The following is a 15,844-nucleotide window of genomic DNA, read 5'->3' as shown; positions in this document are numbered from 1 at the left end:
TTAGCGCCGCCCCAGCCACCAGATCAAGACCAGCACGGCCAGCACCGCCGCCGCGACGGGAGCGTACTTCTGCAGCTGGCCGGCGCCGGTGAGCTCCAGCAGGTCGATGGGGGCGGGCTCGGCGGCGGGCGCGGCGTGGCGGGGCCCGGCGACTTGGCCGTTCGGGGTACCCGGCGCGCTGGCCGTGGCTGGCGTTTCTGGGCCCGCCGGGCTTGCCGAGCCTTCTGAGCCTTCTGAGGCCAGCTTGGCTTCCAGCGACTCCACGAACTGGCCCAGCAGCTTCTCCGACACCTGCTGCAGCATTCCGCTGCCGAACTGGGCCAGCTTGCCGACGATCTTCAGATCGGTGTCGACGGTGACACGGGTCTTTTGACCGTCCTCGTGCAGCTGGGCGGTGACGGTGGCGGCCGCGTTGCCGGTGCCCCGCGCCTCCTTGCCCTTGCCGTCGATGACGGCGCGGTGCTGGGCACGGTCCTGTTCGACGAACCGCACCTTGCCGCTGAATTCGCTGGTCACCGGCCCGACCTTGACCTTGACCTTGCCCAGGTAGTCCTCGCCCTCGTGGCCGATCAGCTGCGCGCCCGGCATCAGCGGGATCACCTGCTCCAGGTCGCACAGCACGTCCCAGGCCTGCTCGATCGGCGCGCTGACGGTGAACTGGTTGGCGATCTTCATAGGTGCGGTCCTCTCAGGTGCGGCTGTATTCGATAAACGCGTCGCGAATCAGGGTACGGTCGTCCGGCGTCTTGGCCAGCGCCCCCAGGCTGGTCAGAGCCGAATCGTCCGCCAGATCGGCCGCCCCCAGCGACACCAGCGCCGCCACCCAGTCGATGGTCTCGGCTACTCCGGGCGGCTTGTCCAGGTCGAGATCGCGTGCGCGCCCCACGAATTGGGTGGCATGCTCGATCAACGGCGCACTCGCCCCCGGCACCGTCCGGCGGATGATCGCGGCCGCCCGGGCCGGCTCGGGGTAGTCGATCCAGTGATACAGGCACCGCCGGCGCAGCGCGTCGTGCAGGTCGCGGCTGCGGTTGGAGGTCAGCACCGCGATCGGCAGGCGCTCCGCCGTAAAGGTGCCCAGCTCGGGCACGGTGACCGTGGCCTCGCCGAGGAACTCCAGCAGCAGCGCCTCGAATTCATCGTCGGCCCTGTCGATTTCGTCGATCAGCAACACCGGCGGGATCGGTCCGCGATGCCGCACACAGCGTAGGATGGGCCGATCCACCAGATAGGTCTCGCTGTACAGGTCCGCCTCTTCGATCGCGCCGCCTTTCGCCTCCGCCAGCCGGATGGACAGCAGCTGGCGCTGATAGTTCCAGTCGTAGAGCGCCTCGCTGGCCGTCAGACCCTCGTAGCACTGCAGCCGAATCAACGTGGTGTTCAGCACCGCCGCAAGGGCTTTCGCCGCGGTGGTCTTGCCGACGCCGGGCTCGCCCTCCAGCAGCAGCGGCCGGCCGAGCGTGACCGCAAGGTAGATCGCCGACGCGGTTCCGGTGTCCAGCAAATAGTCCTGCGCGTCGAACTGGCGGATCACGTCGTCGGGGCCCGTGAGGGTCATGCGCCCGCTTTCCCCGCAGCGAACGCCGCCCGACATCCCGGGCCGCAGAACCAGTAGTCGGCGCCTGCCAGTTGCAAATGCTCGGTGGCGGGTCCGATCGGCACCGTCATGCCGCACACCGGGTCGACGGCCTCGGCCGGCCCGCCCTCGGCCGGCGCGCCGTGCCGGGCCAGGCTGCCGTCACGCACGGCGGCAATGATTTCGGCCGCGATGGACACCGCTATCTCCGCCGGGGTCTTGGCGCCGATGCGCAACCCGACCGGCGTGTGGATGCGGGTCCGCTCGGCGTCGGACAGTTCGAGTTCGTTGAGGATCGACGCGCCGCGCACCTTGCTGGCCACCAGGCCGATATACCCGACGCCGTTATCCAGTGCGGCGCGGATGATCTCGGCCTCCGGGCCGCCGTGGCTGGCGATCACCACCGCGTCGGCGTCGGCCAGATCGGTGTCGCGCTGTGCGTCTCGTCGGGCTTCGTAGCCCAGCACGCCGCACAGATCGACCAGCGCGTCGGCGATCGGGGTGGCCCCGTACACCCGGATCAGCGGCGCCGGCAGCTGCGGCGTCAAAAAGATCTCCAGCGAGCCCCCGGACAGGCACGGGTTGACCACCACGCAGGCGCCGGGGGCCTCGGGGAAGTGCACGTCGCCGTCGGGAAGCACGCGCAGCAGCACGCTTTCGCCCGCCTGCAGCACACCCAGCGCCGCCTTGCGCACCGAGTTCTGCGCGCACTGCCCGCCGACGAACCCCTCGATTGTGCCGTCCGCCAACAGGATTGCCTCATCGCCGGCGTGCGCGGAGGTGGGCGGCTGGGCACGCACCACCTTGGCGTGCACGAACGGTGTTCGTGCCGCCAACAGCTGCTGGGCTCGTTCACTGATGGTCATGTGGCTCGCTAGATCGGTGGCCTCGCGCGGCCCTGCATGGCCTCCCACACCCGCGACGGCGTCAACGGCATGTCGGCGTGGCGAACCCCGAACGGCGCCAACGCATCCACCACGGCGTTGACCACCGCGGGTGGCGACCCGACGGTGGCCGATTCGCCGATGCCCTTCGCGCCGATCGGGTGGTGCGGCGACGGCGTGACGGTGAACCCGGTCTCGAGATGCGGCACCTCCAGCGCGGTCGGGATGAGGTAGTCCATCAACGACCCGCCCAGGCAGTTGCCTTCGTCGTCGAAGGCGATCATCTCCATCAACGCCATCCCGATGCCGTCGACGATGCCGCCGTGCACCTGGCCCTCGATGATCATCGGATTGATGCGGGTGCCGCAGTCGTCCACGGCCAGGAAACGGCGCACCTTGACCACCGCGGTGCCCGGATCGACGTCCACCACACAGAAGTACGCGCCGTACGGATAGGTGAGATTCTCCGGGTTGTAGCAGATCTGGGCATCCAGGCCACCCTCGATGCCCTCGGGCAAGTCGCCCGCGCCGTGCGCGCGCATCGCGATGTCCTGGATCGTCACCGCCGCCGACGGGTCACCCTTGACGTGGAATTTGCCCTTCTCCCAATCCAAGTCGGCGACCGAAACCTCCAGCATGCCCGAGGCGATGATCTTGGCCTTGTCGCGCACCTTGCGCGCGACCAGCGCCGCGGCCGCACCGGAAACCGGCGTGGACCGGCTGCCGTAGGTGCCCAACCCGAACGGTGTCTGGTCGGTGTCGCCGTGCACAACCTCGATGTCGTCGGGCGGGATGCCTAACTCCTCGGCGACGATCTGCGCGAACGTCGTCTCGTGCCCCTGGCCTTGGGTCTGAACCGACAGCCGCACAACGGCTTTGCCCGTGGGGTGTACCCGCAGCTCGCAGCCGTCGGCCATGCCCAGGCCGAGGATGTCCATGTCCTTGCGCGGGCCGGCGCCGACCGCCTCGGTGAAGAACGACATCCCAATGCCCATCAGTTCACCGCGCGCACGGCGCTCCTTCTGCTCGGCGCGCAGCGCGTCGTAGCCGATCATGTCCATCGCCTTGCGCATGGTGGCCTCGTAGTCACCCGAGTCGTACACCCAGCCGGTCTTGCTCTTGTAGGGGAATTGCTCGGGCCGCAGCAGGTTTTTCAGGCGCAGCTCGGCCGGGTCCATCTTCAGGTCGAAGGCCAGGCAGTCCACCAGCCGCTCGACGAAGTAGACCGCCTCGGTGATCCGGAACGAGCAGGCGTAGGCCACCCCGCCGGGCGCCTTGTTGGTGTACACCGCGGTCATGTGGCAGTAGGCGGCCTCGATGTCGTAGCTGCCGGTGAACACCCCGAAGAAGCCGGCCGGGTATTTCACCGGCGCCGCGGTGCCGTTGAACGCGCCGTGGTCGGCCAGCACGTTGGACCGGATCGCCAGGATCTTGCCCTCCTTGGTGGCGGCGATCTCGCCGACCATGATGTAGTCGCGCGCGAAGCCCGTCGAGGTGAGGTTCTCGCTGCGGTCCTCCATCCATTTGACCGGCTTGCCCAGCAGCAGCGACCCGACGATCGCGCACACGTAGCCGGGATAGATCGGCACCTTGTTGCCGAATCCGCCGCCGATGTCGGGCGAGATGACCTGGATCTTGTGCTCGGGCAGCCCGGCGACCAACGCGTAAAGGGTGCGGTGCGCGTGCGGCGCCTGGCTGGTTGACCACAGCGTCAGCTTGCCGGTGACCGGATCCAAATCGGCTACCGCACCGCAGGTTTCCATCGGCGCCGGGTGCACCCGGGGGTAGACGATCTCCTGCTTGACGACGACGTCGGCGTGCGCGAACACCGCGTCGGTGGCGGCGGCGTCACCCGTCTCCCAGTCGAAGCAGTGGTTGTCGGTCTTGCCCTCCAGGTCGGTGCGGATCACCGGCGCCGACGGGGCGAGTGCCGTGCGCACGTCGACGACGGGTTCCAGCGGCTCGTAGTCGACGTCGATGAGTTCCAGGGCGTCGCGGGCCGAGTACCGGTCCTCGGCGACGACGAACGCCACCTCCTGGCCCTGGAAGCGCACCTTGTCGGTGGCCAGCACGGCCTGCACGTCGTTGGACAGCGTCGGCATCCACGCCAGGCCCTTGTCGGCCAGGTCGGCGCCGGTCACCACCGCCTTGACCTTCGGATGTGCCTGTGCGGCAGTCACATCGACGCCCGCGATGCGGGCGTGCGCGTACGGCGAGCGCAGGATGGCCAGGTGCAGCATGCCCGGCAGCGTGACGTCGTCGACGTAGTTGCCGCGGCCCCGGATGAATCGGGGGTCCTCCTTGCGCAGCATTCGCCCGTAGCCGCACGGCTTTTGGTCGTTATCCGCGGTGTCTTCCGGTGACGGTGGGCGGGACTCGATGGTCGTCATGCTTGCGCCTCCACGGTTGGGTGCTGCGCGGCCCACTGAATGGAGCGCACGATCGTGGTGTATCCGGTGCAGCGGCAGATCTGCCCGGAAATCGCTTCCCGGATGGTTTCCTCGTCGGGGTCCGGGTCGCGGTCCAGCAGGGCGCGGGCGGTGATCATCATTCCCGGTGTGCAGAAGCCGCATTGCAGCCCGTGGCAGCGCATGAATCCTTCCTGCACCGGGTCGAGTTGGCCGTTAGCGGCGAGGCCTTCGACCGTGCGGACGCTGTGGCCCGAGGCCATCACCGCCAGCATCGTGCAGGACTTCACCGGTACGCCGTCGACGTCGACCACGCACGTTCCGCAGTTGCTGGTGTCGCAGCCCCAGTGGGTTCCGGTGAGCCGCAGCTGATCCCGCAGGAAATGCACCAGCAGCATCCGGGGTTCGACGTCGGCGGTGACCTGCTCACCGTTGACGGTCATGTTCACCTGCATGGCTAGTTTCCTCCTGCACGTACTCGTTCGGCCGCGGTGCGCAGCGTGCGGATGGTCAGTTCGGACGCGAGGTGCCGCTTGTACTCCGCCGTGCCGCGGATGTCGGTCACCGGATCGCAGGCTTCGGCGGCGCGTCGGCCCGCCTCGGCGAAAGTCTCTTCGCTGGCCGGCTTTCCGACCAACGAAGCCGAGAGCTCACGCAGCGCCGCCCGGTCGGGGATGACCGCGGTCAGGCCGATGCGGGCGGCGGCGATCGCATCACCATCGAGCGTGACGGCCGCGCCGGCCGCAGTGACGGCCCAATCGCCAACGCGCCGTTCGACTTTCGCGTACGCGCTGGACGTGTTGTGCCGCACCGGGACTCGGACCTCGATCAGCATCTCGTTGGGCGCCACGGCCGTCTCGTACGGGCCGAGGTGAAAATCGTCGATGCCGATCTCGCGTTCGCCGGACGGTCCGCGCACCAGGCACACCGCGTCGAGCACCTCGCAGACCGTCGTCAGGTCCTCGGCCGGATCCGCCTGGCACAGCGAACCACCCAGCGTGCCGCGGTTGCGCACCACCGGGTCGGCGATTACCCGTTCGGCGTCGCGGAAGATCGGGCACACCGCGGCCAGGCTGTCGGACTCCAGCAGCTCGCGGTGCCGGGTCATGGCGCCGATGCGCACCAGCGTCGGATCAGTGATCACGTATCCCAGCTCGAGCGCCAGGTCGTTGATGTCGACCAGGTATTCGGGGTTGGCGATGCGCAGCTTCATCATCGGCAGCAGGCTGTGCCCGCCGGCGACGACCCGCGCCGTATCGCCCAACCGATCCAGCAGTCCGATGGCGTGGTCGACGCTCGTCGCGCGTTCGTACTCGAAGGGGCCAGGTACTTGCATTGCTGCAGTGTGGGCCGCGTCACAGTCGGCGTCAATGGCGAGTTAAGTAATCGTTGAACTAGCCCTGTACTTGCTCTCTACCTGCGCGTCATGGTGGATTCGGCCCACGATTTCGGCCAGCGGGCGGCCGCCACCGCCCCACCGCCGGGCGATGATGTCGGCGGCGATCGAGACCGCGGTCTCCTCCGGCGTCCGGCCGCCCAGGTCCAGCCCGATGGGGCTGGACAACCGGCTCAGCTCGGCGTCGGTCAGCCCGGCCGCCCGCAGGCGCTCGGTGCGGTCGTCGTGGGTCCGGCGCGATCCCATCGCGCCGACATATCCCACGTTGGGCAGGCGCAGCGCCACCTCGAGCACGGGGACGTCGAACTTGGGGTCGTGGGTGAGCACGCAGATCACCGTGCTCTGGTCGACGGCGCCCGCCGCCGCCTGCGCGGCGAGATACCGGTGGGGCCAGTCGACGACCACCTCGTCGGCCGTCGGGAAGCGTGTCCGGGTAGCGAACACCGGGCGGGCATCGCACACCGTGACCCGGTAGCCGAGGAACGAACCCTGCTGCGCCAGGGCCGCGGCGAAGTCGATCGCGCCGAACACCAGCATCCGCGGGCGCGGGGCGTAGCTCGACACGAAGACCTCCATGCCCTCGCCGCGGCGCTGTCCGTCGGGTCCGTATTCGAGGATGTCACTGCGGCCCACCGCGAGCAGGCCACGCGCGTCGTCGGTGACCGCGGTGTCGGCGCGCGGCGAACCCAGCGACCCCCCGACCGGGCTAGCCGAGTCCGGCCGCACGATCAGCCTGCGGCCGACCCAGTGCGGATCGGGGTGCGCGATGACGGTGGCGACCGCCACCGGGCGGTGCGCGCCGACGTCGTCGGCGATCGCGTCGAGCTCGGGAAACGTCGCCCGCGAAACGGATTCGACAAAGACGTCGATGATGCCGCCACAGGTCAGGCCGACCGCGAAGGCGTCGTCGTCGCTGACCCCGTAGCGTTCCAGCCGCGGTATCCCGGTCCGGGCGACCTCGGTGGCGAGGTCGTACACGGCGCCTTCCACGCAGCCGCCCGACACCGACCCAGTCACCGAGCCGTCGGGGGCCACCAGCATCGAGGCGCCCGGCGGCCGCGGCGCCGACCGCAAAGTTCGCACCACGGTGCCCAGTCCCGCGGTCTCACCGGCACGCCAGATCGGCATCAGCTCAGCAAGCACGTCCCGCACGCCTTTCAACGTAGGCTCATTGAATGACTCCGGCGCAACTTCGGGCCTATTCGGCGGTGGTGCGCCTGGGTTCGGTGCGCGCGGCCGCCACGGAACTGGGCCTTTCCGACGCCGGGGTCTCGATGCACGTGGCGGCGCTGCGCAAGGAGCTCGACGACCCGCTGTTCACCAGGACGGGTGCGGGACTGGCGTTCACGCCCGGCGGGCTGCGGTTGGCCAGCCGGGCCGTCGAGATCCTCGGCCTGCAAGAGCAGACCGCCATCGAGGTCAACGAGGCCGCGCACGGCCGCCGGTTGCTGCGCATCGCGGCGTCGACCGCGTTCGCCGAACACGCCGCGCCGGGGTTGATCGAGCTGTTCTCGTCGCGCGCCGACGACTTGTCCGTCGAGCTGAGCGTGCACCCGACGCGGCAATTCCGTGACCTGATCTGCTCACGCGCAGTTGACATTGCGATCGGGCCGGCTTCTGAGAGTGCGCTCGGTTCCGACCCCTCGATCTTCGTCCGGCCCTTTCTGAAGTATCAGATCATCACCGTGGTGGCGCCGAATAGCCCACTGGCCGTGGGTGTTCCGACTCCTGCGCTGCTGCGTCAGCAGCAATGGATGCTGGGCCCCTCGGCGGGCAGTGTGGACGGTGAGATCGCAACCATATTGCGGGACTTGGCAATTCCGGAGTCGCAGCAGCGGATCTTCCAAAGCGACGCCGCCGCGCTCGAGGAGGTCCAGCGGGTCGGCGGGGTCAACCTGACGATCGGTTTCGCCGTCGCCAAGGACTTGGCCGCCGGGCGGCTGACGCACGTGACCGGCCCCGGGCTGGACCGCTCGGGCGAATGGTGCGCGGCGACGCTGCCGCCGTCGGCGCGCCAGCCCGCGGTGTCCGAATTGGTGCGCTTCATCACCACCCCGCGATGCATTCAGGCGATGATCCGCGGAACCGGCGTGGGGGTGACCAGGTTTCGGCCCAAGGTGCATGTCACGCTGTGGAGTTAGTGGTCCCGCGGACATGGCGCCACCGAGCGTGAACTCAGGGCGGAAAAATCGCCAAATCCACGCCGCCAGTTCACATTCGGCGCAGTCAGCGCACTGCCCGTAGCTCCATATCCGGCGGTCTGTTTAGCCATGCGGTGGCGACGGCGGACCAGTGCGCAACGGTGGCGTACCGCGGCGGGTGAGCGAGCAGCAACCCCGTCGGCGACAAATGCACCGCATCCCAGGATTCGGCGATCGCGGGCCAGTCCGGGTACTTATCACCCTCAACCACAAGCGGATTCGAGTCGATCAGGTCGATCCAATCGCGGGCCGAATCGATGCGCGCGAGGCGAACCCGGGTGATGTCGAAATGGACTTCCCATCGCGGGTCGTTGCGGCGCAGGTTCTCTCCGCACAGCAGCCAAGAATCCTCGTCGTTAAGCGGAGTCGAGGTCCAGAACGAGCCAATGGGCAAGCCATGCCATGGGTCATTGCAGACGACCGGCGCCGCCAGGCTGCTGATCGTTCCCTGATGAATCTGCGGCGAGTCGAGCGTCGACAGCTTCGACAGTGCTTCCAGCGCGGCGGTGGCGAACTGCTGAAGTTCTGTGTAGTCCGGACTGCGCCGCGATACCTCCAGTCGATCGTCGGAATAGAGGTGGCGGCCGACCGCCCAAGTAGCGTCCCGGATAAGCGCTTTGGCGTCCAGGGCACCGACGAACGCGGTGGGCGTTACTCCACTGGCGCGATACCCCCACCGAAGCTGCTTGACGAACAAGCGGCCCGGCCCGGTATCGAGCAGAGATTCACCGTTCACCAGGCGCGCCCAAGGTCACCATGCTGGCGGATCCAGGCGTGCATCGCGATGCCCGCCGCCACGCCGGCGTTGATGCTGCGGGTGGAGCCGAATTGCGCTATCGACACGGTGATTGCCGCGCTCGTCCTGGTGTCGTCGGTGATGCCGGGGCCTTCCTGACCGAACACTAGCAGGCATTCCCGCGGCAGCGAGGTCTGCTCCAGGCGCGCGGCCCCGGGAACGTTGTCGACGGCCACCACGGTCAAGCCGGCGTCGGCCGCGAAGTCCATCAGCTCGGCCGTGCTGTCGTGGTGACACAACCGTTGATAGCGGTCAGTCACCATGGCGCCGCGGCGATTCCAGCGCCGGCGCCCGACGATGTGCACGGTGTCGACGGCGAACGCGTTGGCCGTCCGCACCACCGAGCCGATGTTGGCGTCGTGACCGAAGTTCTCGATCGCGATGTGCAGCGGGTGACGACGCGTGTCGATGTCGGCGATGATCGCGTCGCGCGTCCAGTACCGGTAGGCGTCGACGACATTGCGAGTGTCACCGTCGCGCAACAGAACTGGGTCATACCGCGGATCGTCGGGCAGCTCCCCCTCCCAGGGGCCGACGCCGGTGGCCGGCGCGCCCCATTCGGTGGGTCCGGGCTCGCTCACTTGACGGTCCAGACACCGGCGTGGGTGCCGGCGATCGCCACCGTCGCGTACAACAGCGCCTCGTTGATCTCCCCCTGAGTGCACAGTGACGCGTTGACGCGCACCGCGTCCAGCGAGGCGTCGGGCAGGATCAGCACCGAGGATCCGTACGCCGCGCAGGCCGGATTCAGTCCCTTGCCGGGCAGGGTCGGCGAGGCCAGCAGCATCATCGGGCCGCCGCGAGCCGCGGACTCGTCACGGTATCGGGCCGCGATGGCGCTGGCCTCGAGCCCCAACAGCATGTAGCCGTTACCGGTGAACGCCGCCGGGTCGCCGAGCTGCGCCTTGGTCACCGGGGCGCCGTCGGCGCGCCAGGCCGACAGGCTGGTGGTCTTGATCGCCACGCCGGTGTCGTTGCCGTTGATCGGCGGCAGTCCGACCGGAAACGCCGCGCCGTATGCGGCGGTGGTCTTCGGTATCCGGTCGTGCGGCGAGTAGGCGTACACCCCGCGGACGGCACTGCGGTCTTTGAGCGGGCCCAGACACACCGTGCCGGTGAGCCGGTCGGGTGGCGCCGACAGCGGTGCGCTGATGTCGTGCACCTTGGGACCGGCGGCAGCCATCGCCTCGTCGCAGCTGCCGAGCCCGCCCGCCTCCATCGGATGCGACAGCGCACCGTAAAGACCGAAGCGCAGGTCCTCGGGTTTGGCGTGCGAAGCCTTGGGATCCGTTGCCGCGGCGTCGATGTCGATCAGCACGTAGTCGTCGTCCCAGCGCAGGTTCGACACCGACATGTTCCACCCCAACAGCCCCAGCGCCTCCCCCAGCCGTGCGCCCTGAGCGCCGTAGGGCCGAACGGGATGGTTGGCGGTCGAACAGCCGGCCAGGCAGACCAGGGCGAGGAAAAGGCACAGGAGCCGCGCCAGCGCGGTCGCATCCGGCCGAGCAGTTGAGTGTGAAGCCATGGCTTTCGGTGTGTACTGAGGGCGAAGTTTTGCCCGTTTTGGCCGCCGTGGGTTCACACTGAAAACCTTGCGCTCACTCAGGACAACGACTCGAATTGTCGCTCGAAGGCGGACGGGTCACGGCGCGCGCCCTAACCCAGCCCCAGATCGGTCAGGCCCAGCACGCTGCGGTACGGCAATCCCTCGGCTTCGATCGCCTCGGCGGCGCCGGTGGCGCGGTCCACCACGGTGGCCACGCCGATCACCGAGCCCCCCGCGTCTTGCACCGCGTGCACGGCCGTCAGCGCCGAGTTGCCCGTTGTGCTGGTGTCCTCGACCACGAGCACGCGCTGGCCGGAAACGTCCGAGCCTTCGATAAGGCGTTGCAGGCCATGGGTTTTCGTCGACTTCCGCACCACGAACGCGTCGATGGGACGGCCCGGCGCGTGCATGATGGCGGTCGCGACCGGGTCCGCCCCCAGCGTCAGTCCGCCCACCACCGCGTAGTCCCAGTCCTCGGTGAGTTCGCGCATCAGCGTGCCGATCAGCGCGGAGGCCCGATGGTGCAAGGTGGCGCGGCGCAAGTCGACGTAGTAGTCCGCCTCCTTGCCCGACGACAGCGTGACCCGGCCGTGCACCACCGCCAGGGTGCGCACCAGTTCGGCGAGCTCGCGGCGCAAAAGCTCAGGTTCGGCCATTGGCGCCCCCGGCTAGTTTGACCGCGGCCCGCAGCAGACCGCGCGGAACCAGTCGCCCCGCGCCGACAATCGCCTTGTACTGGACGCCCGGGATGCTGATCAGCTTGCCGGCGGCGATGTCGGCCAGGCTGGCGCTGACCACGTCGTCGACGTTGAGCCACAAAAACGACGGCGTCTTGGCCATGTCGATCCCGGCCCGGACGTGAAATTCGGTGCGCACGAACCCCGGGCACACCGCGTGTACGCCGACGCCGGTGCCGTGCAGCTCGGTGGACAAGCCCTCAGTGAACGAGATCACCCAAGCCTTCGACGCCGAATACGTCGCCGCGCGTCCCGGCACCAGCCCGGCGACGCTGGCGATGTTGATGACGGTGCCGGCGCCGGCGCCGAGCATCGCCGGCAGCGCGGCGTGCGTCAAGCGCAGCACCGCGGTCACGTTGACGTCGAGCTGCGCCTGCAGCCGCGCGGGATCCGTCGTCCAGAATTCGCCGGACGTCCCGAAACCGGCGTTGTTGACCAGCACCTGCACCCCCGCGGCGAGCCGGTCGGCGACCTTGTCACGACCGGCGGCGTCGGCCAAATCCGCGGGCAGAACCTCGATCTGGCCCCCGTCGCCGCGCAACTCGTCGGCCAGTTTCTGCAGGCGGTCGACGTCGCGGGCGACCAGCACCAGGTCGTAGCCGTCGCGCGCATAGCGCCGGGCATAGCCGCCGCCGATACCCGAGGTGGGCCCGGTGATCAGGGCGATCGGACGCGGCACGCTGTCAGTGCGGGTAGTGGCCGGCTTGGTTGCCGTTGCGCCCCACCGGCGGCGGGCGGCGCACGCCCTCGGGGCGACCCTCCTCGCGGCGCAGCGGCTCCGGGGCGCGCCGGGCCGCGTCACCGAGGAACCCGGCAACATCATGCTCGGGACGGCGCTGCGGCAACTCGGCCCGCCCGGCCGGGGCCAGCGGACGGCTGGGCGCCGCATTGCGCAACGCCAGCGGTGCCCCCGTCTCCTCCGCGCTTTCCGGCGGCAGCGGCGGCAGCACCCGCAGCAGGTCGTTGAACTGGCGCACGGTGCGCAGGCCGTCGTCCCACTGGGTGCGGGTGCTGGAGATCGGCATGGCGACCAGCGTCCAGTTCTGCTCGTTCCACATGATCTCGGCGCAATCCGGCGCGGTGTGCGCGAAGGTGACCATGCGCCGGTCGCAGGCCCGGCGGGCGGCGTCCAGATTGGTGGAGTACACCATCCGCGGCCCGATCGCGCCCAGCAGCCAAATGTCGTTCTCCCGTGGCTCTTTCAGCCCCTTGAGGCGTAGGTCGACGACGACGTTGGTGCCCACCTTGCGGTGCAGGGCGATCACCGTGGCGACTTCCTCGAGGTCGAAGATGTAGACCGCCTCGCCGCGGATCTGCCCGAGCACGACGTTGTGGGCGGGTACGTCACCCACCGTCGACATCACGCCGCGCTTCCAACGCTTGAGGATGTCGGTGGACTCGCGCTCGTAGTCGAATCCGTGCGACCGCGCCCACGATTTGCGCCGCCTGCTGCGACCCCGGCGTCGATCGATATCGACGTACAGCAACACCACCGCACCGACGAAGCACAGCGCGGACAGCGTGAACCAGAGGGGGACCATCCCAAACAGGGTATCTGCTGTTCCGCCGGAACCGACAACGCGACCGGGTCACAACCGAGTTACAGCCTGGCACCGTCCGGCCGCGCCTCGCCGCGGCCGCCCGGCGGCCGGACTAGCCCAACACCAGCGAGTCCCCGTCGGGGCTCACGTTGACGGGAACGACGTCGCCGTCGTGCACCTCGCCGGCCAGCAGCAACTTCGCCAACTGGTCGCCGATCGCCTGCTGCACCAACCTGCGCAACGGCCGCGCGCCGTACACGGGGTCGAACCCGCGCTGCGCCAGCCACTTCTTGGCCGGCAGCGACACCTCGAGCTGCAGCCGCCGTTGGGCGAGCCGCTTGGCCAGCTGCTGCAGCTGGATGTCGACGATCTGCACCAACTCCTCGGGGTTGAGCCCGTCGAAGATCAGCACGTCGTCGAGGCGGTTGATGAACTCCGGCTTGAACGCCGAGCGCACCGCCGCCATCACATGCTCCTCGTTGCCGCCCGACCCGAGGTTGGACGTCAGGATCAGGATGGTGTTGCGGAAGTCGACCGTGCGGCCCTGCCCGTCGGTGAGCCGGCCCTCGTCGAGGACCTGCAGCAGCACGTCGAAGACGTCCGGGTGGGCCTTTTCGATCTCGTCGAACAGCACCACCGTGTAGGGCCGCCGGCGCACCGCCTCGGTCAGCTGGCCGCCCTGGTCGTAGCCGATGTAGCCGGGGGGCGCGCCCACCAGGCGGGCCACCGAGTGCTTCTCGCCGTACTCGCTCATGTCGATGCGGACCATCGCCCGGTCGTCGTCGAACAGGAAGTCGGCCAGCGCCTTGGCCAGCTCGGTCTTGCCGACGCCGGTGGGGCCCAGGAACATGAACGATCCGGTGGGCCGGTTGGGGTCGGCGACCCCGGCCCGGCTGCGGCGCACCGCGTCGGAGACGGCCTGCACCGCCTTCTTCTGCCCGACGACGCGCCTACCGAGCTCGTCTTCCATGCGCAGCAGCTTGGCGGTCTCGCCCTCCAGCAGCCGGCCGGCCGGGATACCGGTCCATGCCGACACCACGTCGGCGATGTCGTCGGGTCCGACCTCTTCTTTGAGCATGACGTTCTCGCGGGCCTCGGCCTGGGGCAGCGCGGCCTCGAGCTTCTTTTCCACCTCGGGGATGCGGCCGTAGCGCAGCTCGGCGGCCTTGGCCAGGTCGCCGTCGCGCTCGGCCCGCTCGGACTCCCCGCGCAGAATCTCCAGCTGCTCCTTGAACTCGCGAACGGTGTCGATGGCGTTCTTCTCGTTCTGCCAGCGGGTGGTCAGCTCGGCCAGCTTCTCCTTCTGGTCGGCCAGCTCGGAGCGCAGCTTTTCCAGCCGCTCCTTGGACGCGTCGTCCTCCTCCTTGGCCAGCGCCATCTCTTCGATCTCCAGCCGGCGCACCAGCCGCTCCACCTCGTCGATCTCGACGGGGCGGGAGTCGATCTCCATCTTCAGCCGGCTGGCGGCCTCGTCGACCAGGTCGATGGCCTTGTCCGGCAGGAAGCGGGCGGTGATGTAGCGGTCGGAGAGCGTCGCCGCGGCAACCAGCGCGGAGTCGGTGATGCGCACGCCGTGGTGCACCTCGTAGCGGTCCTTCAGCCCGCGCAGGATGCCGACGGTGTCCTCCACCGACGGCTCGCCGACGAACACCTGCTGGAAGCGGCGCTCCAGCGCGGCGTCCTTCTCGATGTATTTGCGGTACTCGTCGAGCGTGGTGGCGCCGACCAGGCGCAGCTCGCCGCGCGCCAGCATCGGCTTGATCATGTTGCCGGCGTCCATCGCGCCCTCGCCGGTCGCACCGGCGCCGACGATGGTGTGCAACTCGTCGATGAACGTGATGATCTGGCCCGCCGAGTTCTTGATGTCGTCGAGGACGGCCTTGAGGCGTTCCTCGAACTCGCCACGGTACTTGGCGCCGGCCACCATCGAGCCCAGGTCCAGGGAGATGACGGTCTTGTCGCGCAGGCTCTCCGGGACGTCGCCGGCGACGATGCGCTGGGCCAGGCCCTCGACAATCGCGGTCTTGCCGACGCCGGGCTCGCCGATGAGCACCGGGTTGTTCTTGGTGCGCCGGCTCAATACCTGCACGACGCGGCGGATCTCGTTGTCGCGCCCGATGACCGGGTCGAGCTTGCCCTCCTTGGCGCGCGCGGTCAGGTCGGTGGAGTACTTCTCCAGCGCCTGGTAGGTGGCCTCGGGGTCAGGACTGGTGACCCGGGCGCTGCCGCGGACCTTCTCGAACGCCTCCCGCAGGGCCTGCGGGGAGGCGCCGTGCCCGGTCAGCAGCTTGGCGACGTCGGAGTCGCCGGTGGCCAGGCCCACCATCAGGTGCTCGGTGGAGACGTATTCGTCGTCCATCTCGGTGGCCAGCTGCTGGGCGGTGGTGATGGCGGCCAGCGATTCGCGCGACAGCTGCGGCTGCGAGCTGGCGCCGCTGGTCTGCGGCAGCCGGTCCAGCAGGCGCTGCGCTTCGGCGCGAATGGTCGCGGGCTCCACGCCGACAGCCTCCAGCAGCGGCGCGGCGATGCCGTCGTTCTGCGTCAGCAGCGCCAACAGCAGATGAGCGGGCCTGATCTCGGGATTGCCGGCGGATGAGGCCGCCTGCAGCGCCGACGTCAGGGCCGCCTGCGTCTTGGTCGTCGGGTTGAAAGAGTCCACGGAACCTCCGTTCGGAGTGTGTAGGGAAAATGCTTGTCGCGTTGTTCAACGCCGTCAAGGTTGAGTCTGTTCCGCTCAACTCTAATGAATTTTTCCCATC

At 68.9% G+C, this 15,844-nt stretch carries 15 protein-coding genes; 1 reads left to right on the top strand and 14 read right to left on the bottom strand.

What is annotated here, in order from left to right:
* Genes G6N66_RS01100 through G6N66_RS01070 form a run of 7 tightly spaced genes read right to left on the bottom strand, consistent with a single transcriptional unit; the run spans window position 1 to window position 7,416 of the window.
* Window positions 1-675, bottom strand: a complete 675-nt coding sequence (locus G6N66_RS01100) for an SRPBCC family protein (protein ID WP_085236301.1) — start codon at window positions 673-675, stop codon at window positions 1-3.
* Window positions 676-688: 13 nt separating this feature from the next.
* Complete coding sequence (locus G6N66_RS01095; protein ID WP_085236299.1) at window positions 689-1,558, bottom strand: AAA family ATPase; 870 nt, start codon at window positions 1,556-1,558, stop codon at window positions 689-691.
* Complete coding sequence (locus tag G6N66_RS01090; protein ID WP_085236297.1) at window positions 1,555-2,442, bottom strand: XdhC family protein; 888 nt, start codon at window positions 2,440-2,442, stop codon at window positions 1,555-1,557. Before G6N66_RS01090 ends, G6N66_RS01095 begins: the two co-directional genes overlap by 4 nt.
* 8 nt (window positions 2,443-2,450) lie before the next feature.
* On the bottom strand, window positions 2,451-4,850 hold the full coding sequence (locus G6N66_RS01085; protein WP_085236295.1) for an aerobic carbon-monoxide dehydrogenase large subunit: 2,400 nt from the start codon (window positions 4,848-4,850) through the stop codon (window positions 2,451-2,453).
* Window positions 4,847-5,323, bottom strand: a complete 477-nt coding sequence (locus G6N66_RS01080; protein WP_085236293.1) for a (2Fe-2S)-binding protein — start codon at window positions 5,321-5,323, stop codon at window positions 4,847-4,849. Before G6N66_RS01080 ends, G6N66_RS01085 begins: the two co-directional genes overlap by 4 nt.
* 2 nt (window positions 5,324-5,325) lie before the next feature.
* Entirely contained in the window at window positions 5,326-6,204 is an 879-nt protein-coding gene (locus G6N66_RS01075; protein ID WP_085236291.1) for an FAD binding domain-containing protein, read from the bottom strand.
* A 42-nt stretch (window positions 6,205-6,246) separates the two neighbouring features.
* On the bottom strand, window positions 6,247-7,416 hold the full coding sequence (locus G6N66_RS01070; RefSeq protein ID WP_169721548.1) for an XdhC family protein: 1,170 nt from the start codon (window positions 7,414-7,416) through the stop codon (window positions 6,247-6,249).
* Window positions 7,417-7,439: 23 nt separating this feature from the next.
* Here G6N66_RS01070 and G6N66_RS01065 point away from each other — a divergent pair, with 23 nt between their 5' ends.
* Window positions 7,440-8,405 carry a LysR family transcriptional regulator gene (locus G6N66_RS01065; protein ID WP_085236289.1) on the top strand — a complete coding sequence of 322 codons (966 nt, stop codon included), beginning with the start codon at window positions 7,440-7,442 and terminating at the stop codon, window positions 8,403-8,405.
* A gap of 85 nt (window positions 8,406-8,490) precedes the next feature.
* Here G6N66_RS01065 and G6N66_RS01060 read toward each other — a convergent pair whose 3' ends face one another.
* The 7 genes from G6N66_RS01060 to clpB all read right to left on the bottom strand — a co-directional run bounded on the left by G6N66_RS01060 (window position 8,491) and on the right by clpB (window position 15,744).
* Complete coding sequence (locus tag G6N66_RS01060) at window positions 8,491-9,162, bottom strand: hypothetical protein (RefSeq protein WP_139825531.1); 672 nt, start codon at window positions 9,160-9,162, stop codon at window positions 8,491-8,493.
* A 35-nt stretch (window positions 9,163-9,197) separates the two neighbouring features.
* A complete protein-coding gene (locus tag G6N66_RS01055; RefSeq protein ID WP_085236285.1) occupies window positions 9,198-9,842 on the bottom strand; it encodes a TrmH family RNA methyltransferase in 645 nt (214 codons plus the stop codon).
* A complete protein-coding gene (locus G6N66_RS01050; RefSeq protein ID WP_085236283.1) occupies window positions 9,839-10,786 on the bottom strand; it encodes a hypothetical protein in 948 nt (315 codons plus the stop codon). Before G6N66_RS01050 ends, G6N66_RS01055 begins: the two co-directional genes overlap by 4 nt.
* Window positions 10,787-10,917: 131 nt before the next feature.
* Window positions 10,918-11,463 carry an orotate phosphoribosyltransferase gene (gene pyrE, locus G6N66_RS01045; RefSeq protein WP_085236281.1) on the bottom strand — a complete coding sequence of 182 codons (546 nt, stop codon included), beginning with the start codon at window positions 11,461-11,463 and terminating at the stop codon, window positions 10,918-10,920.
* On the bottom strand, window positions 11,450-12,223 hold the full coding sequence (locus tag G6N66_RS01040; RefSeq protein ID WP_085236279.1) for an SDR family NAD(P)-dependent oxidoreductase: 774 nt from the start codon (window positions 12,221-12,223) through the stop codon (window positions 11,450-11,452). Before G6N66_RS01040 ends, pyrE begins: the two co-directional genes overlap by 14 nt.
* A 4-nt stretch (window positions 12,224-12,227) precedes the next feature.
* Window positions 12,228-13,085, bottom strand: coding sequence for a trehalose monomycolate transport factor TtfA (ttfA, locus tag G6N66_RS01035; protein ID WP_085236277.1), 858 nt, complete (start codon window positions 13,083-13,085; stop codon window positions 12,228-12,230).
* 112 nt (window positions 13,086-13,197) lie between these two features.
* On the bottom strand, window positions 13,198-15,744 hold the full coding sequence (clpB, locus tag G6N66_RS01030; RefSeq protein WP_085236275.1) for an ATP-dependent chaperone ClpB: 2,547 nt from the start codon (window positions 15,742-15,744) through the stop codon (window positions 13,198-13,200).
* Between the last annotated feature and the right edge of the window lie 100 nt (window positions 15,745-15,844).

The organism is Mycobacterium conspicuum, from assembly GCF_010730195.1.
GTDB lineage: Bacteria > Actinomycetota > Actinomycetes > Mycobacteriales > Mycobacteriaceae > Mycobacterium > Mycobacterium conspicuum.
This window is presented reverse-complemented; position numbering and strand designations above follow the sequence as displayed.

Excerpts from the sequence above, each read along its gene's own strand:
- G6N66_RS01100 (WP_085236301.1), bottom strand. The coding sequence starts at position 675 with ATGAAGATCGCCAACCAGTTCACCGTCAGCGCGCCGATCGAGCAGGCC.
- G6N66_RS01095 (WP_085236299.1), bottom strand. The coding sequence starts at position 1,558 with ATGACCCTCACGGGCCCCGACGACGTGATCCGCCAGTTCGACGCGCAG.
- G6N66_RS01090 (WP_085236297.1), bottom strand. The coding sequence starts at position 2,442 with ATGACCATCAGTGAACGAGCCCAGCAGCTGTTGGCGGCACGAACACCG.
- G6N66_RS01085 (WP_085236295.1), bottom strand. The coding sequence starts at position 4,850 with ATGACGACCATCGAGTCCCGCCCACCGTCACCGGAAGACACCGCGGAT.
- G6N66_RS01080 (WP_085236293.1), bottom strand. The coding sequence starts at position 5,323 with ATGCAGGTGAACATGACCGTCAACGGTGAGCAGGTCACCGCCGACGTC.
- G6N66_RS01075 (WP_085236291.1), bottom strand. The coding sequence starts at position 6,204 with ATGCAAGTACCTGGCCCCTTCGAGTACGAACGCGCGACGAGCGTCGAC.
- G6N66_RS01065 (WP_085236289.1), top strand. The coding sequence starts at position 7,440 with ATGACTCCGGCGCAACTTCGGGCCTATTCGGCGGTGGTGCGCCTGGGT.
- G6N66_RS01050 (WP_085236283.1), bottom strand. The coding sequence starts at position 10,786 with ATGGCTTCACACTCAACTGCTCGGCCGGATGCGACCGCGCTGGCGCGG.
- pyrE (WP_085236281.1), bottom strand. The coding sequence starts at position 11,463 with ATGGCCGAACCTGAGCTTTTGCGCCGCGAGCTCGCCGAACTGGTGCGC.
- ttfA (WP_085236277.1), bottom strand. The coding sequence starts at position 13,085 with ATGGTCCCCCTCTGGTTCACGCTGTCCGCGCTGTGCTTCGTCGGTGCG.